The organism is Cecembia rubra, from assembly GCF_003014575.1.
In the GTDB taxonomy this organism is placed as follows: domain Bacteria; phylum Bacteroidota; class Bacteroidia; order Cytophagales; family Cyclobacteriaceae; genus Cecembia_A; species Cecembia_A rubra.
Genome location: NZ_PYGF01000008.1, coordinates 131,371 through 154,064 on the forward strand (window position 1 = coordinate 131,371; position 22,694 = coordinate 154,064).

The following is a 22,694-nucleotide window of genomic DNA, read 5'->3' on the forward strand; positions in this document are numbered from 1 at the left end:
AGGCTCCGTCTCAGAATGATGTGTTATACAAGATTACATTTCATTTTCTGAGAATAACAAATATTAAAATCTAAGGGAGATGGTTTCCTGCCTTCTGTCTTTACCAGAGCAAAGTTAAAGAATAAATGTGGGAAACGAAGATTTAGAAATTGAAAGATTCAATTTCTGCCATTTTGTCTATGCGCTCCTCCTTTCGAGTTTTGGTTTTTTATTTCCCCTGTAAAGCGTATTTTTACGGACCGTTTGAGAAATAGCTAAACCTATTATTATATGCCTTATTTATTTACTTCAGAATCAGTATCTGAAGGACATCCAGATAAAATTGCCGACCAGATTTCAGATGCTTTGATTGATCATTTTTTAGCATTTGACCCAAACTCCAAGGTAGCCTGTGAAACATTGGTAACCACAGGACAGGTAATCCTTGCAGGAGAAGTTAAGTCAGAGACCTACCTGGATGTGCAACAAATTGCCCGTCAGGTTATCAACCGTATTGGATATACAAAAGGAGAGTATATGTTTGACGGAAACTCATGTGGAGTGTTGTCCGCCATTCATGAGCAGTCTCCTGATATCAATCAAGGAGTGGATAAAGGTAATCCAGAAGAGCAAGGTGCCGGTGACCAGGGAATGATGTTTGGCTATGCAACCAAGGAGACAGATAACTTTATGCCTTTGGCTTTGGATCTTTCTCATTTGATCCTCAAGGAATTGGCAGCATTGAGAAGAGAAAATAGAGAGATTACCTATCTGAGGCCGGATTCCAAAGCTCAGGTGACAATCGAGTATTCGGATGATAACATCCCTCAAAGGATTGATGCCATTGTGATTTCTACACAACACGATGAATTTGCCGATGAGCCCACCATGTTGGCGAAGATCAAAGAGGATATGATTTATATCCTGATCCCTAGGGTAAAAGCCCAACTGAAACCTGAAAACCAGGCCTTGTTTACCGATAAGATCACTTACCATATCAACCCAACCGGAAAATTTGTTATTGGTGGGCCTCATGGGGATACCGGTCTTACGGGAAGGAAGATCATTGTCGACACCTATGGTGGAAAAGGTGCCCACGGTGGTGGAGCATTTTCCGGAAAAGATCCATCAAAAGTAGACCGTTCTGCTGCCTATGCAACGCGCCATATCGCTAAAAACATGGTGGCGGCAGGTATAGCTGATGAAATGTTGGTTCAGGTGTCCTACGCCATCGGAGTTGCCAAGCCAATGGGTATTTATGTCAATACCTATGGAACTGCCAAAGTCAATATGACCGACGGACAAATAGCCAAAAAAGTAGAAGAGATCTTTGATATGAGGCCTTATGCCATTGAACAAAGGCTAAAATTGAGAAACCCAATTTATGAGGAGACAGCTGCATATGGACATATGGGAAGGAAAAATGAGGTTGTAACCAAGACTTTTAAAACACCCTATGGAAAATCCCTGAGTTTTGATGTAGAACTCTTTACATGGGAAAAACTGGATTATGTAGACACTATCAAAAAAGAATTTGGTCTTTAAATTAAAAAGCGGTCTTAGGGCCGCTTTTGCTTTTATTTTGGATAAACACAGAACATATTCATTGAGTTAGGTAAATTGCAAGCTCATCAAAGGAATCATAAGACCTGTTTGGGAGTTTTAATATTCAGCAAGTATTGAGGGGTTCTAAAATGTTCCAATTTATTTAATTGCATCAACATGAAAAAGATACAGTTCAAAACCAATGTCAAGTGTGGGGCCTGTGTGGCAACTATCACACCTGAAATGGATAAAGTTGCCGAAAACGCCTGGAAAGTGGACTTGACCCATCCTGATAGGATATTGACAGTAGAAGGAGAAATTGATGCTGAAGTCATCCAAAATGCATTGAAAAATGCGGGTTATAAAGGTGAAAGCATAGATGCTTAAGCTGATTTCTTTTTCCTAAGCCTTGGTTATGATCAATTATCAGAGATTTGTATTGGAAAATGGCCTTGAAGTATTGGTCCATGAGGACCACAGCACCAAGATGGCTGTACTCAATATCCTGTATAAAGTGGGGTCCAGGAATGAAATTCCAGGAAAAACAGGACTGGCACATTACTTTGAACACCTCATGTTCGGAAGTTCAAAGAATGTTCCAGTTTTTGATACCGCATTGGAAAGGGTAGGGGGTTCCTGCAATGCTTTTACCAATACCGACATCACCAATTACTACATTACACTTCCTGCAGTCAATATTGAGACCGCCTTTTGGCTGGAATCGGACAGGATGCTGCAGTTGAATTTGAGCGAGAAGACCATCGAAACACAAAGAAAAGTGGTCATTGAAGAGTTCAAGCAACGCTACCTGAATCAGCCCTACGGAGATGTTTTCCATCATATCCGCAAGCTGGCTTTCGATACGCATCCTTATCAGTGGCCTACGATCGGGAGGGACATTGAGGATATTGTCAATTATTCCAGGGAGGATGTAGAGGAGTTTTATTTGACCCATTATAGACCTGATAATGCCATCATGGTTGTGGCAGGAGATGTCTCGCTGGATCAGGTCAGGTTTATGGCGGACAAATGGTTCGGAGAAATACCAAGTGGTAAAATTCCCAAAAGGTCTATACCTGTGGAGTTGCCGCAGACAGGCAAAAAGACTTTAGTGGTTGATGCCGAGGTGCCAACCGATGCCCTTTATAAAGTTTATCACATGCCTGGTAAGTTGCAGGAAGGTTACTTGCAGGCAGATCTGATTACTGATATTTTGGGTTTTGGCAGGTCTTCTACCCTGGAGCAGAAACTGGTAAAAAATGGACATATTTTTGCCTCCGTCAGCGCTTATATTTTCGGTACTGTAGATCCCGGGCTAATGGTGTTTTCCGGGAAGATGGAAAAGGGGCAATCTGCTGAACTGGCAGAAAAAGCCTTGGATCTAGTGGTCCAAGAGTTTCTGGAATCTTCCATTCCAGAGGATACGCTTACTAAGGTGAAAAATCAGGCCGAGGCCATGAAGACCTACGAGTCTGTTCAGTTGTTGAACAGGGCGATGAGTTTGGCATATTACGCCCATTTGGGAAGCCCGGATCTGTACCAAACAGAATACGAGAAGAAAACGCAGATTCCTGCTGAAAGTATTTTGGATTGGGGCAAAGAAATTCTCAAAGAGGAGAACGCTTCAACAGTTTATTATAAGGCTGTTGCAAAATAGTTTTGAATAAAAAAGAAATAGGTTTGCAATAGATATTGGGATATTTATGGATATGGAGAAATTAAGTCTTATGTCTTACATCTTGTGTCTTTTGTCTTGTCTCTATATTCAAACCGTGTAGAACATTATTGAAGAGCTATGAATAACTTTAGAATTGGTTTTGGCTATGATGTGCACCAGTTGCATGTGGGTTTGGACTTTTGGTTGGGAGGAATAAAGCTGGAACATGAAAAAGGGGCCTTGGGCCATTCCGATGCAGATGTATTGATCCATGTGATCTGTGATGCCCTATTGGGTGCGGCCAACATGCGGGATATCGGTTATCATTTTTCGGATAAGGATCCCAAATACAAAGGTATTGACAGCAAAATTTTGTTGCGGGAGGTAATGGTCTTGATCCGGGAAGCCGGTTATGAAGTGGGCAATATCGACTCTACGGTATGTTTGCAGCTTCCAAAAGTCAATCCCCATATACCTGCGATGAAGGCTTGTTTATCCGAGGTAATGGGAGTAGAGGAGGGAGCCATTTCCATTAAAGCCACTACTACCGAGAAACTGGGTTTTGTGGGAAGGGAAGAAGGTGTTTCCGCCTATTGTGTTGCATTGATTTATAAAAAGTAAGATGGCAAGAGAGGTAAAAATCATCACAACGGAGGATGGTTCCCATTCCTTATTTGTACCAGAACTCAACGAGACTTATCATTCTTTTCATGGGGCCTACAGGGAGTCTGTACATGTATTTATGCTGTATGGACTGGAAGCTTGGTATGTACGCAACCCGGACAAGTTTCCCATCAGGATTTTTGAGGTGGGATTTGGTACAGGGCTGAATGCCTGGTTGAGCCTTGTATGGGCTGAGCAGTACAAAGTCCCCGTCCTTTACCATAGCATTGAACCTTTTCCTTTGGAAAAAGAGGTGTATTCACAGTTGAATTATACCGAAGTGGATACCTCAATTTATCATTATGCCCCTTATTTCAAGATACTGCATGAGGCACATTGGAACGAAGGAGGGATTATGTCCGAATATTTCAACATGAAAAAGGACAAGACCACTTTGGAAGAGGCGGTATTGTATCATGCCGATGTGGTATTTTTTGATGCTTTTGCCCCAAGTAAGCAGCCAGAGTTATGGACCAAAGACATGTTGGCCAAAGTGGTGGAGACCATGAATCCCGGAGCGGTTTTTGTGACCTATTGTGCCCAAGGGCAATTGAAGAGGAACCTTAAGGAATTGGGATTGGAAGTAGAAACGCTGCCCGGCCCTCCAGGGAAAAAGGAAATGACAAGGGCCTGGAGACTCTAATGATTATTTGGACTCCAGGCGCTTAAGTTCCTTTTTGCTCATTTCTTTGCTTATGAGGTTTTCAGGATGGGATGATATCAGTTCACTTACTGCTTGCTTGCTGGAAACTTCCTTTTCCCCATCAAAAAGTTTAACCGGAATTAGTTCCTGCCTGATTTCCCTATCCACTTTATTCAGCCTGCTCTGTACCATCCGCACATGTTTTCCGCTGCTGTATTTTTCACCGGAAGAGGAAGCAAGGGCCTGCCCTGGATAAACTATATCTCCAATTTTGACTTTTTCGGAACCTGATTCCAGTACGATCAATTTAGTAAAAGTGCCATCATCATGATAGATTTCAATAAAATTGTCCGAGGCATTAAAAGAAAGGTTAGTGCCCGTTTGTTGAGTGTCCATTTTCATATCACTCACAATTCCTTTTCTTGGTGCACAGATGGTAGTGGACTCTTCCAGATAAAAAGCAGTACCTACATAACTTGTATTTTCCGATTCTTTCTTATAGACATTTTCAACGTGGGTCATGGGCTGCATGCGGACTTTTTGTCCTTCCTGCACTGGGATCAGGTAAAAAGGTTCTTCTTTGCTTTTGTCTAAGTAACTCCCCTTGTAGAGTTTGGTGGAATAGTTATAAGAACTGCCCTGGTTGGCATTGGTTTTCTTTAATCGGGCGACTATGCTCCTGCCTGGGTTGACCACTGCAAAAACCGTTCTTCCTCCGGAAGAAGTCAGATTCATGAGCGTTGAAAAATCCACCACCAAGGTATAGGGAATCACTTCCGTGTTGTTGGCGTATATGGTGACATTACCGTCTTTGTCCTGTTCAGACTCTAATTTGACTTGAGCAAAAACAGTGGAATACCCCAAGAAAAAGAGGAATAAAAGAGAAAAGCGCATTTTTTAGTTTTTTAATGATCTCCAATCAAGTTGATTACAATTCCTAATGAATCAAATTCCACCTCTAATCCAGAGGATGAAGCAAAAGCTGGCTGGTAGAAATAAATAGAGTCTGATCCCACACTTCTACCCTTATATTTAGAATTAGGCATTCCCATAATCATAAATATTTCTTCTTTATCCATTCCAATTTTAAGTTTGGAGAAATTATTCTCATTTTTCAAGCCAATAATTTGTTTATTGGTGAATATCAAAATGAAACCCATAACTATTATAAAAATAATTAATTTTAACTTACCCATTGTTTGTTAAATTACATCTGTTTGGACTAGAAATCGAGTTGCGGTACTTTTCGTGGTAAAGAAAGTTTTCAAGCAATTCTACAAAGTTTGTCGGATTCCTTTGTACCAAATTTGAATAATTTGCCCAAAAACTGTATCCTAATTCATTGGAATAGTAATCTTGATCATCATATGCTGATTGGCTTCCACTTACCCATTGAATTACTTCAACAGAATTGCCAATAATTGGGCCTAACCTTCCAATGATTAACAAATGTCTGAGGTCTATAATAATATTTGGGTTTAGTGGATCTCTAATATATCTAATATTTGGCCCCCCTTTTTGGGAACCCAAAAAAGACCAACTCTTATCTTCTCTTTGATTTATAATATTTTCATAAGTTTTTCCTATGTTTTGAAGTTTAAATGAGTGGATATCATGGAATTCTTCGCCATGTGTATTCATTAAATCAGAACATTTCATTTTTTTTAGAATCAATGGTTCACTAATAGAAGGCGGTGTATAATTGATTTCTCCGGATACTCCACCCCATCCTCCCCCATAAGGATCGTAATCATAGCGCGGGATTGGGGTGCCGTTGGTGTCTAAATCATTATAAAGTGTCCCTCCGCTGCATACCATATGGACCTCGGTTTCATCATGGTAAGAGATTTCCGAGCCATTTCCGGCTGTTACGATTGTCACAACGGTATAAATACTGACCACGTGCCTACAGGTAGTATCTAAATTTTCCCCCTGTAGTGTGGATTTTCTTTTTCTTGAATCAGGCTGATATCCTTCAGGATGTTTGGTGGCGATGAGCTGGCCGTCCTCGATGATAAATCCTACAAAATAACGCTCATCATAAGTCCAGATATCTACGGTTCCTGACCAGCCCGCTCCGATATTATTGTAAGAAATCTCCTCAAACCTGGAAACGGAGTACTCATCAGCCGGGTAATATCTGGCTATAACAGGATCAAACCTGCCGTTTTGTTTGTTCTCTACAAATAAAATGTTTTGGATAACGGTTTTGGAAGGGTCGGCATCCGGCAGATTATCAGTAAACTGGCTATTGAGAACAATTTCTTTGTTGGACAGATTGACCTCAAACACCTGTCTTCCGTCTGGCCATTGATAGATGTGGAATTTGCTCCAGTCGGGCTCCTTCTCAAAAAAAGGAAGAATCAACTCTTTGCTGTCCTGCCTCTGGTTTAGGCCTGAATCTTTGATTCTCAGATCCTGTTTATTTGCTTCAAACCAATTTCTGATATGGACCAGTTGGTCATTTCTGCGGGCAGTGTTATCCTGAAGCTGATCTGACTCTTCCAGGCAGGAAAATAAAAGCATTGAAAAAAGTCCGATGATTGAAAAGCGACTAATGTTGTTAATTACCTTTAATGAATCTAATGAAAATTGGGGGGGGGGGTAAATTTAGGGTGTTGCATATTAAAATAGTTTATTGATGAAAGAATTAGGTTCAATATAAATAACTTAGGTGAAAAACAAAACTATTTTGTTGTTTTTTGTAAAAGCTTTACACATTAATAATGGAACTTAAAACCATATTTTTCTTATTTGAAACAGAAGATATTGAGTATGATTGGCTATTCTTTTTAAATTTAAATCTACTGGAAAATCACTCATTCAAACTATTCCTCCAAGCATAGGCCAGCATCGGCAACTGTTGGTAGCTGTTGATGCCTGCTTTTACGCCTTGTGTGCGTAGGAAGAGGTCATTGGACTTGCGGCTGATTTCGAGGTTGATGGGCTTGATCTGCTCGTTGATTTTTTGGATGGAGATGAGGTCATTTCGAATACCCTTAGGGATGGTTTTGTAAAATTCCCCATAAAGCTCCTTGGACATCCGATAGAGGTCATTGAGCTGATAGCGCATCAAGCGTAACTGGCCCGAATACTGTAGAAGTGGATCATCAGAATTGGAACAGATCACCCAAGCAATGAAATTGGCCTCTCCCTCATCAGTTACCCCATAACTATGGGCCATTTCATGGGCGATCGTAAAAGGTTTTTCCAATGGGTGCAAAGTGGGATCAATATAACTTTCCCCCGTAAATGGAAAATAAATACCCAAAATCCCCATCCTCCTCATAAATCCGGCAGGATAAAATTGCTTGGTTCTGGGTTCTCCCGTAAAATTCAGCCCTAAGAGATAGAGGTGCTCCCGCATATTGGCCCTGACCAATTTTTCCAGCTCGGGATAAGGCATGATTTCCTCAATGGCAATGGTGTCTTCTTCAATATTGAAACGGAGTTGATTCAGAATGTTCCTGGTCAGTTCCAGCTCATTTTGGAGTTGGTCCTGATTAAGAGGTACCGGCTTCATACCTATCTGCTGAAAAATCGGGATCCTTTGGTAATTGAATCCCCACAGTACCAAAAACAGGAAGACCAAAGCTCCCGCTCCATTAAAAAAGGAACGAATAGTGAATCCGAGTTTTTGTTTCCATCCTTCTTTTTGGACTAGAAAATAAAAGTAGGAAAACAATACCAAGACAAGCGTGAATACAAAAATATAGACTGTGGCGAAAGGTAATTTGGAAATGCTCAGGTCTATCAAATTCCTTACGGCAGGGAAAAAAGTCCTGGAGTAAAGTTGCTCAGTTTTCTCGGGATGTTGGACAGCAAAGTACCTGACCAATATACTGGTCAGACCTAACATACTCCATGTCCAATTTCCTTTTAGCACTTTGATCTGGATAAACTGATACAAAAAGGAAAGTGTCTTTAGAACACTTTCCCCATTCAAAATATATGTAAAATTTTCTGGAATCCTATACGCCTTCTGCCTGAACTTCCTTGACTTCAGGAAGCATTCGGGTAAGCAGATTTTGGATACCAGCTTTTAAGGTGATGGTACTGGAGGGGCAGCCTGAACAGCTACCTTGAAGTAAAACTTTTACGACACCATCGTGGAAGCTGTGGAATACGATCGCGCCACCATCCTGCTCGACTGCAGGGCGGATGTATTCATCCAAGATCCCTTTGATTTTTTTGACAGTTTCAGAATCATTTTCATCAAATAGAGGATCCTTGTTGAAAACCGCATTCACAGCCGCTTTTCCTGCTTCCAGGTATTTTTTGATATGATCTCTTACAAAATCTTGGATTTCAGGCCATTCTATGTCTTCTTTTTTGGTGACAGTCACAAAATTGGAAGCGATGAATACACGCTCCACTGCTGCAAAATTGAAGAGCTCCTTGGCCAATGGAGAATTTTCTGTACTCTCCTGATCCGGATAATCAAAGCTGATGCCTTCATCTGCCAACATGAAATTCACCACAAACTTCAGGGAGTTGGGGTTAGGGTTGGCCTCCATATAAATATGTACGGGTCTCTTTTGTGCTTGAAGCATAATGATCGGGATTGTATTTTTCTATTATACCACGAAAGGCCGAGAATAGTTCCTTTATTTCTGCCATTTTCCTTTTCTTATCTGGAAAAGATAAGTCAAAGTAATTTCCAATGTGGTGCTGTTGATGTCATAAATCCGGTCCTGGGATTCCGGTCCTCCAAATTCATAGGCAAAGCGGACATCGCCTGCCAGTGTACTTTTTCCAAATAATTTGGATAATCCTGCACCTAAGTTCAGCCCGTACATGAAAGGGTTAGGATCATCTCCCGCTTGTCCATAAGTCGGGAGAGAGGTTTCATTCCCTTCAAACTCCCTTTTAACATCTCTGGCATCTAGCAGATAACCAAAATGGGGACCTACTTTGATATGGAAACGCCCTTTATTTCCGAAATAAAAATTAGACAATAGGGGCATTTTCAAGTAATCCCATTCACTCTGGTTGATGGCTTCAGCTTCATCAGTCTGGGTATAGCCTAAGGTGATTTTTTGAAATTCCACCTGCAAACCGGCATTTTTTTGACCAAAATGCTCTAAAACAACAGCAAAGGTAGTGCCCTGAATGCCTGATGTAAGTACAGGAGGGCGGCCAAGTCTATAGCGGTAACTTACCTGCGAACTGCTCACCCCTCCCCGAAACCCAATGCTTGTCTGGGCCAATAATTCTGGTATGGAACAAAAGAATCCCAAGAATAAGGTAAAAACCAAACGGACTGCCATTTTATGCATGGAGCAAAATTAAGTATACTTTTTGGGAATTAATGACGTATTGGGATAGAATAAGTGGCTTGAATAGGTTTGCCATCAATACTTAAACCTATCACTTCAATGATTTTTTCCCCAGGACTGTCATTGGTAAAGAACTCAAAGCTGAATGTTCCGGTTTCATTGTCCGTTACCACATATGGATCCCAAAATAAGGTGACTCTTTGATCAATTTCGGGTTTTTCTTCCGCTTGCTCATAGTTGAAAGGAATAAAGCTTGGAGGGAATCCAAATCCATCAATGATCAAATTGTTCAATCCAGGTGTGTTGCTTCCTAATAGAGGAGCTTGGGAAGGTCCTTGTTTCAGGTAAACTGCGATGACGCCATTTCTTCCTAAGTCTCCCATCATGGAGCTCATCCTACTTACCACTTCAATTCTATCGATATCATTGGGGTTTACCGTAGCAATATTGTCAGCAGCCCTGATTCCAGCAGCAGAAGGCATCACTGCCCCATTGATCATTACCAAAGGTTCCATGGACAGGTTGGATGAAGTAGCACCTCCTCTGATCCTGATTTCTAATGTGGTGGTGACATTCATGCCCGGTACTTGTGATTTGAGGCTCATCAACAGGTCAGTGATAGTGCCATTCCGGTTTAGATTTTCCCCCTTGATCACATAGTCTGCTCTTCCATAAATCGCCCTGTTACCACTGTCCTCTTTTTGACTTTCCACCGTCACTTGCTCCAATGGAATGGCTTCATCGCTAGTCGGCAATTTTTCAAAAATGGATTCATTGACTTTTGAAATTTTGGGAAACCTGAGGGATGCGGGCACAAAGAAGGGTGGATGCAGTCTTTCAACCAGTTCAAAGGAACCAAATGTTTTTCCTTTTTTATCCAAAGCCATGAAGGTAAACTCTAAGGGGCCATAATAGTCCATAGCTTCCAAGGTGAATAGACCATCCTTATCGCTCTCCAAATCAAGCATGCCCTCGAAATTGTTGAAATAAACAGTGAATGGAGTAGCTGCTGGCCTTCCTTTTTCATTCAGAAATTTTCCTGAAACATTCCAATCTTTTTCAAGTGGGTATGTGAACTTCTCTGTAGTAATATTGGAAGGCACATCCTTGATTTGAAGTGTCTGGGCAATGGAATGACGCTCTATAAGTTCAGGAGCAAATTTCCCATCTCTTACGGCAACCGAAAGACTAGTAGCCACCGGTCTTCCCTCTTTGTCCTTGATGGTCAGGCTGACTTTGACTTTTTCCCTTTTGCCATAGCTGTTTTCCGGAGTACTGAATCCAACAATAATATCCTCGGATTTCGCTTGGCTGATTTCTGATGCAGTGATACGCTCATAAGGACTCAAAACCGGTAAAGCCTGGACAAAATAGGTGTCCGGCCCGTAATTTCTGTTCCAGTTGGTATAGGCCCTGAGGTAATACGTTCTTTGGCTCAGGGTATCGGGAAGGAAAAGCTCCCCAAAAGCTTGTCCGTTTTCGATCTTGAACTTTTTCTGCAAGATCATGTCCCTTTCACCCGAGATCAGCTCTACATATAGGATTTTGCTCAGCTCCCTTTTCAAATCCATAGTGGCATAGTTGAAATAAGCTTTGAAAAGTATCGGGTCACCTTGGTAATAAAACGCCCTGTCGGTATGCAAGAAAACCTTCTCCTGCATGCCATTGGCATCTCTGGCCACTTGGGTGTTGACACGCTCAGCTAAGTTGGGCTGATAATCCAAAGGGAGAAGGGTGGCTATTTTCCTTTTGTCCATGTCTCCCGAAAAAATCACATCTTTTTGGTTCAGAATCATCCCATTGGAATTGACCTGAACATAATTACCGTTCACTTCTACCCAAGAAATGGGATAGGGGGCATCTTTATAAGTATTGACTGTACTGTAGCCTTTTTCATAATGGATTTCAATCCTTCCTTTCATGTAAATGCGGTACTCTCCCGGTCTTCTTCCTGCCTGGACCAGATTATCCGGTTTATAAGGGACTACTGACTTGCCCAGTTCATTGGCGAAAACATCGGAGCGTAGGTTCCTGCTTTCTGATCCTCCGGCCTTGTCTCCATAGAGGTAAAAACCTTCCTGATTGTGCTGGTTGACAATCATAGCCCGGAACATATTGGCGGGGGATTTCAGATAGGTGTCCAGTCTTTTTCTTTCCCATTCCGCCCTGGTCTTTGCATCCGGTGCCTCCAAATCTGTAAACCTAGTAGCGCCGGAAATTATGTAATAATTGGGGGTGAATTGAAATGCTTTTAGGTCAAAAGTCAGTTTATAGCCTAAAGCCTTGTTCTCAATTTCAATAGGCTGTATGGCTTCTGCTCTGAAATTGTTGTTGCTGTTGTCAGTGGGAAAATCTATTACCCAGGGGTTAAGGATTTCGCATTGGGCAGCCATGTCGTCATTGCCCAAGAAATAATTTTTGAACCTTCTGAGTTCCCGTTCCCAATTCCTGTCCCTTGAGGCTTTGACTTCCACATCAGAAAGTTCCTGTTCCAGCGATACCAGGCTAATATTGAAGGTGAGTTGACTTCCAGGCCTGATGCTTGCAGGCTTCTGGACAGCCTGATAGCCAATAAAAGAATAGCCAAGTTCAAACTCTCCTTCAGGTACATTGTCCAAAATGTAATTGCCATCAAGGTCTGTGGTAGTGGCAATCGTGGTATTATTGATAAAAACATTACAAAAAGGAAGCGGCTCACCTGTCTGACTGTCTGTAACTTTTCCCCTGATGGTAGCAGTCTGAGAAAATACAGGTACGCAAAATAAAAATAGAAGTCCAAAAACGAAGAGGTTCCTCATATTATTACTAATTTTTAAGTCGAATATAAAGAATTTGGCAATTCCCTTTTAGGATTGTACCATTTTTTATCAGAAAAAAATAAAAAAACCGATCCAAATGGACCGGCTATAAACTATTTTTTCTTCTCTTTACCTTCTTTGATATCATCAATGTCCTCTCTGTCTTTCAGTTTTTTGTCATCCACATTCTTGTTGAGGAATTCATTGATTTTGTCAATAGGGAAGGTACTGGAGATTTCCCCAAAAGAATCAATATTCATTTTGAATCCTTCCAGGTCCTTGTGGACTTTAGGGGTTTCTTCTTTTTTCGGTTTTTTGGCCATCTCCTTAGATTTTAATGTTTTATCCTTGAACAGGTAATTTCGCAAGTGCCAAGGAAATCCTGCTGACCAGTTCATCTTTGCCGATAATACTGAATACAGCCATCAGATCGGGACCTGCACCTACACCGGTAGCCGCTAAGCGGACGGCCTGCATTACCTTTCCTAATTTAATGCCATTTGCTTCAGCAGCCTCTTCAAGGATGCTTTTGGCAACTTCCGGAGTAAACTCACCGGAGAATGCAGATAACTTTTCCTTGTAGGCGCTCAATACAATTACTGCTTCCTGATTCCACTTTTTGGACGCTACACTTTCATCGAATTCCATTGGAGCGATCAACATGAACTTACCTTCTTTCCAAAGATCGGCAGGAAAAGTGGCCCTTTCTTTCATGATATGGGCAATCTTTGCGGCTTTGTCAGCATCAATCTGAATGCCTTCCGTCTCAAGATCAGCTATCAAATAAGCAGCCAAATCCTCATCAGTTTTTGCTCTAAGGTACTGTTCATTGTACCATTTGGCCTTATTGATGTCAAATTTTGTCCCTGACTTACCGATTCTTTCGATAGAGAAAGCTTCCACAAGTTCGTCCAAGGTAAACATCTCCCTGTGGTCGCCAGGGTTCCAGCCCAAGAAGGCGAGGAAGTTGATCAAAGCTTCTTTTAGGTAGCCCTGTTCCTTGAAGCCCATTGCTTTTTCTCCTGAATTCGGATCAGTCCAATCCATAGGGAATACCGGGAAACCGTGCTTGTCTGCGTCCCTTTTTGACAGTTTTCCGTTGCCATCAGGCTTTAAAAGCAAAGGCAGGTGGGCAAACTGCGGCATGGTGTCTTCCCAACCAAAGTACTTGTATAACAAGACATGCAAGGGGGCGGATGGCAACCATTCTTCACCACGGATAACATGGGTGATGCCCATCAGGTGGTCATCTACTATATTAGCCAGGTGATAAGTAGGCATACCGTCTGATTTCATCAAGACCTTATCATCCAAAGTGGAGGAGTGTACCATTACCCATCCACGGATAAGGTCATTCAATCTTACTTCTTCTTTTCTTGGGATTTTGATACGGATCACATAAGGTTCACCGGAAGCCAGTCTCGCCTTTACCTCATCTTCAGGAAGGGTAAGGGAGTTTTTCATCTGTGTTCTCGTGATGGAATTATATTGAGGAGAAACTACCCTTGCTGCTGTTAGTCTTTCTCTCATGGCTTCAAGTTCCTCCGCAGTATCAAAAGCATAATAAGCATGGCCTTTTTCTACCAGGTCCATTGCATACTGCATGTACATTGGTTTGCGCTCTGACTGTCGGTAAGGGCCGCAATCACCCGGATTCCAGGGGCTTTCGTCGGGAGTTATTCCCAACCAGTCCAGGGCTTCTTTGATATATTCTTCCGCACCCGGCACAAAGCGGGTCTGGTCGGTATCTTCTATTCTCAATAAGAATTTGCCATTGGTTTTTCTGGCAAAAAGGTAATTGTACAGGGCTGTTCTTACCCCTCCTATATGCAGTGCCCCGGTAGGTGAGGGGGCAAAACGTACACGTACTTCTCTGTTCATGTTGGTTTTTTCTTCTGTAATCCAACCCTTTTTGATATACAATGGTTGGAAGTGTTACTGAAAATCAGGGTGCAAAGATAATAAATTTTAACCTGGATTCTAAGCTATTAGAAAAGTAAGGTAGCTAAGATATCTTGAAATTATGGGTAAGAAAAGAGCCAAGCCAAATGTTAAAATAAAAAAGGGAGATTTCGGCTGTCGGAAGTGGTTAATTGTAGGTTTTTAAACCGTTTAGTTGCATTAGGACAAATAACCAAAACCAAAAAAGGGAACCCCAACGGATTCCCTTTTTGCATAAGATGCGGTTGATCTTATTTGTTGTGTCTGATTCTTTCCTTGATCCTCGCAGACTTTCCTTGACGGCCTCTCAAGTAGAACAATCTAGCTCTTCTCACTTTACCTTCTCTCAACAATTCGATTTTTTCGATCGCAGGAGAAAGGATAGGGAAAATTCTTTCCACGCCCACACCATTGGATACTTTTCTTACTGTGAAGGTTTCACCGTTGGTATTGGGGTTTTTTCTTTGGATTACAGTTCCTTGGAATTGCTGGATACGCTCTTTGTTACCTTCTACGATTCTTACGTGAACGTTGATGGTATCTCCAGCTTTGAAAGAAGGGAATTTGGCTCTCACCTCATTGTATTCCGCTTCTACAAATTTAAGTAGTTCGCTCATAGCTTTATCTTTTATTTGCTTGTAGCAACCGCGCCTCGACGCAGTTTATGTTAGACTCTATTGAATGTTAGCTTTCTTATTATCGCCTTAGAAATCTTTGCCTTCCAGTAGGTCGGGCCTTTTTTCTTTGGTACGGCGAACCGATGCGTCAAATCTCCAGGTTTCTATTTTTGCCTGATGTCCGGACAGTAACACGTCAGGAACTTTCATTCCTTCATATTCAGCAGGCCTGGTATATACCGGCGGTGCCAATAGTCCGTCTTGGAAGGAGTCTGTCAGGGCTGAGGTCTCATCATTCAGTACCCCTGGGATCAACCGGATTACTGCATCTGCCACAACGGCTGCTGCCAGTTCCCCACCGGACAACACGAAGTCGCCGACACTGATTTCCCTGGTGATGAATTTTTCTCTGACACGTTCATCCACACCTTTATAATGTCCGCAAAGAATGATGAGGTTGCCTTTAAGAGAGAGTTCATTGGCCATTTTCTGGTTGAAGGTCTCTCCATCGGGGGTCATATAAATGACCTCATCATATTCCCTTTCACTTTTGAGTGCATCAATGCACTTGGCAATAGGTTCTATCATCATGACCATACCTGCTCCGCCTCCAAAAGCATAATCATCGACCTGCTTTTGTTTGCCGCTGGCATAATCCCTTAAGTTGTGTACCCTGACCATGGCCAGTCCTTTGTCCTCTGCTCTTTTCAGAATAGAATGGGAAAAGGGCCCTTCCAATAATCCTGGTACTACCGTGATGATATCAATGCGCATCAGTCTTCCAAGTATATGTCAAGCAATCCATCGGGCAGGTGGCAGTAAACTTTTTTAGCTGCCTTGTCGACATTAAGGACAATCTGGTCCTGAATAGGGATCAGTACCTCTTTTCCTTTGTGGTCAACGCCCAATAAATCCTGGGTTTCTAAGTCATAAATGACCTTGACTTCCCCGATCTTTCCGAGTTTTTCATCCATAACCTCGAAACCGATCAATTCATGGTAATAGTATTGGTCTTCATTTAACTTTGCCAGCTGGCTGAGCGGAAGATACAAGGCCGATCCGACCAGTTTTTCAGCATCTTCTACTGAGTCACAGTCCTCAAACTTGGCCAGCACTTTATTGCTATGGGAGACAACAAAATGCTCTAGGAAGTAAGGAACTAATCTGGATTTTTGCTCAAGGAAAACACTCTTTAGGTCTTCGTACTCTTCTGGATAATCCACATCCAGTACTATGCCCACTTCACCATGAAGTCCATGAACTTTGGCTATATAGCCCAATTGGAAACAATTGTCCTTGTTCATGGGATGGGGGAATATTAAGCTTGGGTTTCTTCTCCTTCAGCGGAAGCTTCAGGGGCTTCGCCCTCAGTGGTAGCTTCAGCAGATTCCGCAGCAGCGGTAGCTTTAGCTTCTTCTTCTTTTGCTTTGATAGCATCAAGACGGGCTTGGTTTTTAGCTGCTTCAGCTTCCAATGCCTTCTTACGGGCTTCTTCTTTAGCTTTAGTCAGTCTGTCCACTTTACCGCCAATAGTTGCTTCTTTGGAAGCTTTCCAAGCTTCAAATTTCTCTTCAGCCTGTTCTTGGGTGATGGCACCTTTCAATACACCGATCTGAAGGTGTTTTTTCAACAATACACCTCTGTAAGAAAGCATAGCCTTAACTGTATCAGTTGGCTGTGCACCGTTCAACAACCATTTAAGAGCACGCTCATTGTTGATGTTGATAGATGCTGGGTCAGTGTTTGGGTTATAAGTACCCAATTTCTCGATAAAGCGTCCATCACGTGGAGCTCTAGCATCAGCGACTACTACGTCATAGATGGCCATTTTCTTTCTGCCTCTACGCGCTAATCTGATTTTAACTGCCATATAATTTTGATATTTAGTGAATTGATGGATCCCGTCCATCATAATTTTTGGACTGCAAAGATAGCGTTTAATTATCGAAATGAACAAATGCCTTTAAATTTATTTGCTTGAATAGGGAAGAATGCTTTAAATTGCGGCACGAATTAGAAGCGAGAAACAAGAGACAAGACTCGAAACCAGTCTAACCTCTCGCTTCTCGCTTCTAAAAGTCTTTAGTAATAGAGACAAGAACCAAGAAACAAGAGACAAGACTCGAAACCAGTCTAACCTCTCGCTTCTCGCTTCTAAAAGTCTTTAGTAATAGAGACAAGAAACAAGAAACAAGAGACAAGACTCAAAACCAGTCTAACCTCTCGCTTCTCGCTTCTAAAAGTCTTTGTAATAGAGACAAGAAACAAGAAACAAGAGACAAGACTCGAAACCAGTCTAACCTCTCGCTTCTCGCTTCTAAAAGTCTTTAGTAATAGAGACAAGAACCAAGAAACAAGAGACAAGACTCGAAACCAGTCTAACCTCTCGCTTCTCGCTTCTAAAAGTCTTTAGTAATAGAGACAAGAACCAAGAAACAAGAGACAAGACTCAAAACCAGTCTAACCTCTCGTCTCTTGCTTCTAAAAGTCTCAAAATGGCCTCGTAGTTCAATGGATAGAATGGAAGTTTCCTAAACTTTAGATACAGGTTCGATTCCTGTCGAGGCTACAAAAAACCCCTTATACAGGCTGTATTTGGGGTTTTTCATTTTTGGGGGACAGTTTGGGGGACAGTTTGCAGGGAATAGGTCTGTTTTTTTGCAGTTTTTTATCATGTCGAAAAATGCAGACTTAACTTAGTTAGTTAGATATGTGCATAGGGGTTTAACCAAGTAACTAAGTTCAAGACTGCTTAACTTCTAAAAAATCCTTTCCAGTTCCATCCAAAATAATCCCCCCGAAATATCCCATCTTTTCAAGCCCTGATTTTAAAAGTAGGTCTGCATCTGTCAGGTCATCTTCAAACAGAAATATTCCTTTGTCTTTCTGTCCATCCCTGATAAGTACCTTTGCTTCATCTTTGGTTATGGTTCCGGAATGCAGGGATTTTAAAACCATCTTTCTAAACTCTGATGGCTTCAATTCAAATAGTAGTTTTTCCGTTCTTTTCATTGTTCAATATGCTTTGATTTCACCCATACAATTTTTGGGAATGTACGTCCCAAGACAATTTCCACCAAGTCCCTTTTTCTTTGGTGTCTTTTTTCGTCTGCCTCAGTTTTAAATTTCCATTGAATGGGTGGGACTGATATTCCAACTTCAAACAGAAATTTCATGTCATCCTTTGTGATGGCTTTTTTCAGATAGGCTTCCAATATCTTTTTTTTATCGTTAACAGATATTTCCATTTTCATCAACAAATATTAGCGGTGTAATGATCCCAAGTCTTTCCAGTAATTTTTTTGTTTTGGAATAGATTTCATCTTCATCATGTTCAGTTAAAAACATGTAGTTACTTGGGTCATCTGCATCCAGTACCATTTTTGCTTCATTTTTGGATATTATCCCTTTTTTCAATGCTTTTAGGACTGTCAGTTTGATATTAAATTTGCTCCATCTGTGGGTTTTCTCCATGTCCCAAGTCAATAATTCTAATAAAATACTGTTTCAAATCAGGCATCCTGTCAATGATGGGACAAACAGGATCAGGCATCCCATGGGTGGATAAATCCAGTTTAATGATCCCTTTAGAATTTATCAAAGTCTTTGCCTCCACCTTTGACAGTAGGCCGTTTTTTAAGGCTATCAGGATGCTTATTTTCAGTCCCTTATTCATTTGTGATCCGTTCTATCAATTTGTCCAAATCTTCTTCACTCATGCCATCCAAATCAATTTCTGTGGTGTGGGTGGTGCTTTGTAGTTTGGGCAACAAATAAGGCAACAAGTCAGAAAGAAATTTTAATCTGTCCTTAGGTTCCAATGCCTCCAAATCTTCTTGAATGGTGTCAAAATTGTCATCAAACAGCTTTTGGATCAGTTCCCGTAACTCAGTATTGACTTTGTTTTTCGCTCCCTTGGGTCTGCCCGGATTTCCTTTTTCAAACTTTCCCATATTATCCGTTTTTCATCCGTAATTTACGGAATATTGAATAAATCTATGTAGTATAATATTTCAATCGAAATAATCTATCTTTTCCCTGTGGTTCTTTAATGCATCCGGGTTCAATCCATTCCCATTTAACAAGCGTTGCAACCTGTATAAACAGACTTTCCATTCCCTGTGATTCCTGTTTGATTCTTTCAATATCGCTTCTAAGTCTTTGGTTTCTTTTCTCAGTTTCTCTAATTTCTGCCTCAGTGCTGTCAAACTCGGTTTGGTAGTCATCATGGATTAAAGTTTTTTTTTCAATGATCTGATGGATGGGGTCTGCATCAAAAGGAAATTCTTTCCATGCTGTGGACTGATAGGCGGGCGGTTTCCTGTCATCTTTTTTTCTTTCCTTTTTCAGATAATATTCCAATACATAAAAGCCAAAATCCAGTATTTCAAAGACTGTGGATTTGGGGATATAAAATTTGTCATCCCCCTGCCATATCTTGAATGCCTTATCTGAATAGTCTTTTATATCGGTGAATGCCACAAACAAACATCTGATGGGTGGAGGCGTGGCAGGTGCTTTTATTCCCTCAGCTATCCCATATTTGACGGCCTCTATTTCCCTGTCTTGGATTTCTTTGGTGTCTTCGTTCCCATATTGTGACAGATAACTGTCAATAATGCTTTGTTCCACTGATGCGGGCAAATATCCCCCTGCTATCAGTCCCCCTGCCAGTCTTGAATATTTCAGGCGGGCATTATGCCTGTCCCCGGGCATGGCTTCCGATATCTTGGATAAGATCCAATTTTCTATCCATTGATACTTTCCATCTGTGACAGGTGCAGGATTGATTTTAGGGGGTATTTTAGCCACTGTGACAGGCTTTTTTAAGACTGTGAATGTCTTTGCCTCATGATTAAAATAAGCGTCCAAATCGTATGAATAACCCCTAAGTGATGTAATATTTTTAGGCAATCCATCCAGTTCAATCCCCCATTGATGCAAGAAAATTCCATGTAGGGTGTCAAAATATCCACTGTGATTATCAGGATCAGGGGGGATGGGGATCAGTCCCCAATATCCTTTCCCTGATGCAGACAGTCCGAAATATGCTATCTGTGGCAGTTTGGATATTTCGTCTTTTAAATCATTCCAGTTTGATATTTCAATATTTCCCTTTGCCAAATCAATGTCTATTTGAATAAATCCAGTATGTTTTATTAGTTTTTCATTCAATGGGATTTCTGATATCCTATTTTTTAAAATTGCACTTGGGGTGATGGCAGGCAGTTTGGATTTTAATAACCCCCTTTCTTTCTTGTCATCCAGTGACCTGATAAGATCCACTTTGTCTTTGTACTTGGTGGACGTTAACCATGCTAACAAATTGACTGTCTTGGGGTGATTCACTTCATTGTAATAAGCAAAACAGCTTACTTCTATATCCAGTATTGATTTCATGTCTTTTATGGTGGTTTTAACTTGATTAAACTTGGTTAAACAAGTAGTCTAACCAAGTAACCAAGTCAGGTTTTCAGATTAATTCTATGCTTTTTATATTTATCCAATCCCGCAAAGGCATGATTTCTATTTTAGGATCTTTGCCCTCCACCTTGCAGACAGTTTGACTGATTTTTATATCAGTCCCATCTAAATCAATTCTTTCTTTGATTCCTTTTTCTTTGGTTTTAAGCCATTCAATCAGCTTGGTTTTATCCTTAAGAAGTTCTATTGGGTAATCTGTCCCATAAGCATAAATGAAAGATCCCCCATCAATAATAATTTGGGGTTTAAATAACTGCCTCAACTCTATGCTAATGGATTCCTCTAAAGTCATTTCACAATTGTAGTACCCAAACAGCTGTTGAATTAAGTCTATTAATTCATCCCTCTTAAAATTTCGCTGTGAATTATAAAAGGCATCAAATAGGTCATTGTCTATTTTAAAGCCTGTATTTAGTATGTATAGATTTTTTATTTCAGTCATCTTATTTCTGTTTTTAGTAGGTTTTGAACTTAGTTAGTTAGATAAAACCCTATATGGCTAACCAAGTAACTAAGTAAGTCAAGTCAAATATTTATGGTGTAGAATGCTTTTGGACTGTTTTGGTGACCATTCAGAATTATCCAGTTTTTTCTCTTATAATAAGTCCTGAATTGAATGGCTTTTGTCTCCCCAAAATCAAAAACTGTTTTTATACAGTCTTTTAATTCACCACCTTTAACCTGATCCCCAAGGTCTTTGAATATCCCTTTTAACTTTTCTTTGTGATAGTCATCTGATATGGCATCCGGGGACACTGCTTTTTTCGTGGTGGCCTCCACTTTCTCCCATCCATCCACCAAGACAGGCAGTCCATTTTCATCCACTGTGAATGCAAAAATTTCGGGTTCCCTGTCCCTGCAAAATTCAGGTTCCACCACTGATATTTTTCTGTCCTGTGGATCTATTGAAACGGACAAAACGGTTTCTGCTTTATTGACTAATTCAGTCCCCAAATGTCCCCGGGCGTTTTCATCCCTTTTATTCTGATGCAGGACTGTGACAATATGGATGGACTTGGTTTCTGTCCACTTCAATAAATGGGATGCAGTCTTTGTGGCTTCGTCTTCATCATTGATTGAGTTGACCAAATCCCTGATTCCATCAATGGCCACAAAACCTATGTCAGGATCTGAATTGATATAAAAGTCAATGATTTCCAGTCTTTCTATGGGTGTAAATTGTCTCAGGCAGTATGCTTCAAAGTTGACAGGGGTTTCAATCCCAAGAAGTCTGCAAACTCTGTGATAAAACTTTTGGACGTGGTATCTTGATTGCTCCGTATCAAAGAAAACCACCTTTGTTTTATTCTCAGGCAGACTGCCTTTGAACTTTCCAAATACTGTTTGATTTGCTACTAAGGCAGACAGGAACAAAGAAAGACTGAATGTCTTTTTTGACTTAGCTTTTCCGATTATCAAAGAAAAATTCCCCAAGGTTCCTATTATCCCCTCATGATCCCCATCAATGATGGACAGGCAGACAGGCGGTCTTTCTATCTTCTCGTTTGGATCAATTTTAGCCATTTTAAGCCATTCTTTGACCTGGGACTTATTGTCTATCGGTTTGGGTTCTTCGGGTTCCTGTGGTGCTGTATTTGGGGTGTTTTGGATTGCCTCTGCAAGTTGGTTCAAATCTGTGGAGGGGTCTATTTTCACCTCCCTTTTATTCAGTTCCATTTGCCTGCCTCCTTTCTGAATGCCTTGAATTCCTCAGACTTGAAATATTCATCTATCAAAATATCTGTGGCCTCAAATATTCCCATTTCACCAACTTCACAAAGGATGAATCCAATCAGGTTCTTTCCATGCCAGTAGTCAAATTTTACCACCTTAGGCAGGACTAAATTCGCCACTGCTTCTATATTGACAATCGTTCCACATGGGGACAGTCTTTGAATTGGTATCTTAAAAGTTTTCATCCGGTGCAGGCCTCCACCCCTGTAAAAAATAAGATTTCAATGTTTTGACTAAATAGGTGTCCGAAATAATAGGTATATTTGAATACTGCTTTTGATTCGATACCTAAGGCGGTGCGGGCATTGTTCGGATCTGATCCGGGCAGTGCCTTTTTTGTGATGGCTCCCATGG

At 41.0% G+C, this 22,694-nt stretch carries 28 protein-coding genes and 1 tRNA gene; 6 read left to right on the forward strand and 23 right to left on the reverse strand.

What is annotated here, in order from left to right; translation table 11 throughout:
- Nucleotides 1-270: 270 nt before the first annotated feature.
- The 5 genes from metK to mnmC2 all read left to right on the forward strand — a co-directional run bounded on the left by metK (nt 271) and on the right by mnmC2 (nt 4,487).
- The gene (gene metK / locus CLV48_RS14455) at nt 271-1,524 is read left to right on the forward strand and encodes a methionine adenosyltransferase (RefSeq protein ID WP_106568005.1); all 1,254 of its coding nucleotides are present in this window, start codon (nt 271-273) and stop codon (nt 1,522-1,524) included.
- Between the two features lie 177 nt (nt 1,525-1,701).
- Nucleotides 1,702-1,911: a heavy-metal-associated domain-containing protein gene (locus tag CLV48_RS14460; RefSeq protein WP_106568006.1), complete on the forward strand. Its 210-nt coding sequence runs from the start codon at nt 1,702-1,704 to the stop codon at nt 1,909-1,911.
- Nucleotides 1,912-1,939: 28 nt separating this feature from the next.
- The gene (locus CLV48_RS14465) at nt 1,940-3,181 is read left to right on the forward strand and encodes a M16 family metallopeptidase (protein ID WP_106568007.1); all 1,242 of its coding nucleotides are present in this window, start codon (nt 1,940-1,942) and stop codon (nt 3,179-3,181) included.
- Nucleotides 3,182-3,319: 138 nt separating this feature from the next.
- Nucleotides 3,320-3,802 (forward strand): 2-C-methyl-D-erythritol 2,4-cyclodiphosphate synthase, encoded by a 483-nt coding sequence (gene ispF / locus CLV48_RS14470; RefSeq protein ID WP_106568008.1) that lies wholly within the window; start codon nt 3,320-3,322, stop codon nt 3,800-3,802.
- A gap of 1 nt (nt 3,803) precedes the next feature.
- Nucleotides 3,804-4,487: a tRNA (5-methylaminomethyl-2-thiouridine)(34)-methyltransferase MnmC2 gene (mnmC2, locus tag CLV48_RS14475; protein ID WP_106568009.1), complete on the forward strand. Its 684-nt coding sequence runs from the start codon at nt 3,804-3,806 to the stop codon at nt 4,485-4,487.
- Nucleotides 4,488-4,490: 3 nt separating this feature from the next.
- Here the strand turns inward: mnmC2 and CLV48_RS14480 are convergent, their stop codons facing one another.
- The 13 genes from CLV48_RS14480 to CLV48_RS14540 all read right to left on the reverse strand — a co-directional run bounded on the left by CLV48_RS14480 (nt 4,491) and on the right by CLV48_RS14540 (nt 16,992).
- Nucleotides 4,491-5,381, reverse strand: coding sequence for a peptidoglycan DD-metalloendopeptidase family protein (locus CLV48_RS14480; RefSeq protein ID WP_106568010.1), 891 nt, complete (start codon nt 5,379-5,381; stop codon nt 4,491-4,493).
- A gap of 11 nt (nt 5,382-5,392) precedes the next feature.
- A complete protein-coding gene (locus CLV48_RS14485; RefSeq protein ID WP_106568011.1) occupies nt 5,393-5,683 on the reverse strand; it encodes a hypothetical protein in 291 nt (96 codons plus the stop codon).
- Nucleotides 5,676-7,013 carry a hypothetical protein gene (locus CLV48_RS14490; protein ID WP_106568012.1) on the reverse strand — a complete coding sequence of 446 codons (1,338 nt, stop codon included), beginning with the start codon at nt 7,011-7,013 and terminating at the stop codon, nt 5,676-5,678. Before CLV48_RS14490 ends, CLV48_RS14485 begins: the two co-directional genes overlap by 8 nt.
- 289 nt (nt 7,014-7,302) lie before the next feature.
- Nucleotides 7,303-8,373, reverse strand: coding sequence for a DUF3810 domain-containing protein (locus CLV48_RS14495; protein ID WP_106568093.1), 1,071 nt, complete (start codon nt 8,371-8,373; stop codon nt 7,303-7,305).
- An 85-nt stretch (nt 8,374-8,458) separates the two neighbouring features.
- Nucleotides 8,459-9,040 (reverse strand): NifU family protein, encoded by a 582-nt coding sequence (locus CLV48_RS14500; RefSeq protein WP_106568013.1) that lies wholly within the window; start codon nt 9,038-9,040, stop codon nt 8,459-8,461.
- A 54-nt stretch (nt 9,041-9,094) separates the two neighbouring features.
- Complete coding sequence (locus CLV48_RS14505; protein ID WP_425430713.1) at nt 9,095-9,757, reverse strand: outer membrane beta-barrel protein; 663 nt, start codon at nt 9,755-9,757, stop codon at nt 9,095-9,097.
- A 38-nt stretch (nt 9,758-9,795) separates the two neighbouring features.
- A complete protein-coding gene (locus tag CLV48_RS14510) occupies nt 9,796-12,564 on the reverse strand; it encodes a TonB-dependent receptor (RefSeq protein ID WP_106568015.1) in 2,769 nt (922 codons plus the stop codon).
- Between the two features lie 113 nt (nt 12,565-12,677).
- Nucleotides 12,678-12,887, reverse strand: coding sequence for a hypothetical protein (locus tag CLV48_RS14515; RefSeq protein ID WP_106568016.1), 210 nt, complete (start codon nt 12,885-12,887; stop codon nt 12,678-12,680).
- Between the two features lie 19 nt (nt 12,888-12,906).
- Nucleotides 12,907-14,445: a glutamate--tRNA ligase gene (gltX, locus tag CLV48_RS14520; protein WP_106568094.1), complete on the reverse strand. Its 1,539-nt coding sequence runs from the start codon at nt 14,443-14,445 to the stop codon at nt 12,907-12,909.
- Between the two features lie 311 nt (nt 14,446-14,756).
- Complete coding sequence (rplS, locus tag CLV48_RS14525; RefSeq protein WP_106568017.1) at nt 14,757-15,122, reverse strand: 50S ribosomal protein L19; 366 nt, start codon at nt 15,120-15,122, stop codon at nt 14,757-14,759.
- 87 nt (nt 15,123-15,209) lie between these two features.
- The gene (gene trmD, locus CLV48_RS14530; RefSeq protein WP_106568018.1) at nt 15,210-15,896 is read right to left on the reverse strand and encodes a tRNA (guanosine(37)-N1)-methyltransferase TrmD; all 687 of its coding nucleotides are present in this window, start codon (nt 15,894-15,896) and stop codon (nt 15,210-15,212) included.
- Nucleotides 15,896-16,426: a ribosome maturation factor RimM gene (gene rimM / locus CLV48_RS14535; RefSeq protein WP_106568019.1), complete on the reverse strand. Its 531-nt coding sequence runs from the start codon at nt 16,424-16,426 to the stop codon at nt 15,896-15,898. The genes trmD and rimM overlap by 1 nt, the downstream gene beginning before the upstream one ends.
- Before the next feature lie 14 nt (nt 16,427-16,440).
- The gene (locus tag CLV48_RS14540; protein ID WP_106568095.1) at nt 16,441-16,992 is read right to left on the reverse strand and encodes a 30S ribosomal protein S16; all 552 of its coding nucleotides are present in this window, start codon (nt 16,990-16,992) and stop codon (nt 16,441-16,443) included.
- A 627-nt stretch (nt 16,993-17,619) separates the two neighbouring features.
- On the opposite strand from CLV48_RS14540, the gene CLV48_RS14545 reads away from it, so the two are divergent.
- Nucleotides 17,620-17,691: transfer RNA gene (locus CLV48_RS14545), tRNA-Arg, on the forward strand.
- A gap of 173 nt (nt 17,692-17,864) precedes the next feature.
- Here CLV48_RS14545 and CLV48_RS14550 read toward each other — a convergent pair.
- From CLV48_RS14550 to CLV48_RS20575, 10 genes are all read right to left on the reverse strand, one after another.
- Nucleotides 17,865-18,134, reverse strand: a complete 270-nt coding sequence (locus CLV48_RS14550; protein WP_106568020.1) for a hypothetical protein — start codon at nt 18,132-18,134, stop codon at nt 17,865-17,867.
- Nucleotides 18,131-18,376 (reverse strand): hypothetical protein, encoded by a 246-nt coding sequence (locus CLV48_RS14555; protein WP_106568021.1) that lies wholly within the window; start codon nt 18,374-18,376, stop codon nt 18,131-18,133. The genes CLV48_RS14550 and CLV48_RS14555 overlap by 4 nt, the downstream gene beginning before the upstream one ends.
- Entirely contained in the window at nt 18,354-18,596 is a 243-nt protein-coding gene (locus tag CLV48_RS14560) for a hypothetical protein (protein WP_106568022.1), read from the reverse strand. The genes CLV48_RS14555 and CLV48_RS14560 overlap by 23 nt, the downstream gene beginning before the upstream one ends.
- Nucleotides 18,565-18,798, reverse strand: coding sequence for a hypothetical protein (locus tag CLV48_RS14565; RefSeq protein WP_106568023.1), 234 nt, complete (start codon nt 18,796-18,798; stop codon nt 18,565-18,567). The genes CLV48_RS14560 and CLV48_RS14565 overlap by 32 nt, the downstream gene beginning before the upstream one ends.
- Complete coding sequence (locus CLV48_RS14570; RefSeq protein WP_106568024.1) at nt 18,791-19,075, reverse strand: hypothetical protein; 285 nt, start codon at nt 19,073-19,075, stop codon at nt 18,791-18,793. The genes CLV48_RS14565 and CLV48_RS14570 overlap by 8 nt, the downstream gene beginning before the upstream one ends.
- Before the next feature lie 43 nt (nt 19,076-19,118).
- Nucleotides 19,119-20,522, reverse strand: a complete 1,404-nt coding sequence (locus CLV48_RS14575; RefSeq protein WP_106568025.1) for a BT4734/BF3469 family protein — start codon at nt 20,520-20,522, stop codon at nt 19,119-19,121.
- A gap of 73 nt (nt 20,523-20,595) precedes the next feature.
- Nucleotides 20,596-21,048 (reverse strand): hypothetical protein, encoded by a 453-nt coding sequence (locus tag CLV48_RS14580; RefSeq protein WP_106568026.1) that lies wholly within the window; start codon nt 21,046-21,048, stop codon nt 20,596-20,598.
- 83 nt (nt 21,049-21,131) lie between these two features.
- Complete coding sequence (locus CLV48_RS14585; RefSeq protein ID WP_106568027.1) at nt 21,132-22,283, reverse strand: AAA family ATPase; 1,152 nt, start codon at nt 22,281-22,283, stop codon at nt 21,132-21,134.
- Nucleotides 22,274-22,525, reverse strand: coding sequence for a hypothetical protein (locus tag CLV48_RS14590; protein WP_106568028.1), 252 nt, complete (start codon nt 22,523-22,525; stop codon nt 22,274-22,276). The genes CLV48_RS14585 and CLV48_RS14590 overlap by 10 nt, the downstream gene beginning before the upstream one ends.
- Nucleotides 22,522-22,692 (reverse strand): hypothetical protein, encoded by a 171-nt coding sequence (locus tag CLV48_RS20575; protein WP_165389794.1) that lies wholly within the window; start codon nt 22,690-22,692, stop codon nt 22,522-22,524. The genes CLV48_RS14590 and CLV48_RS20575 overlap by 4 nt, the downstream gene beginning before the upstream one ends.
- Between the last annotated feature and the right edge of the window lie 2 nt (nt 22,693-22,694).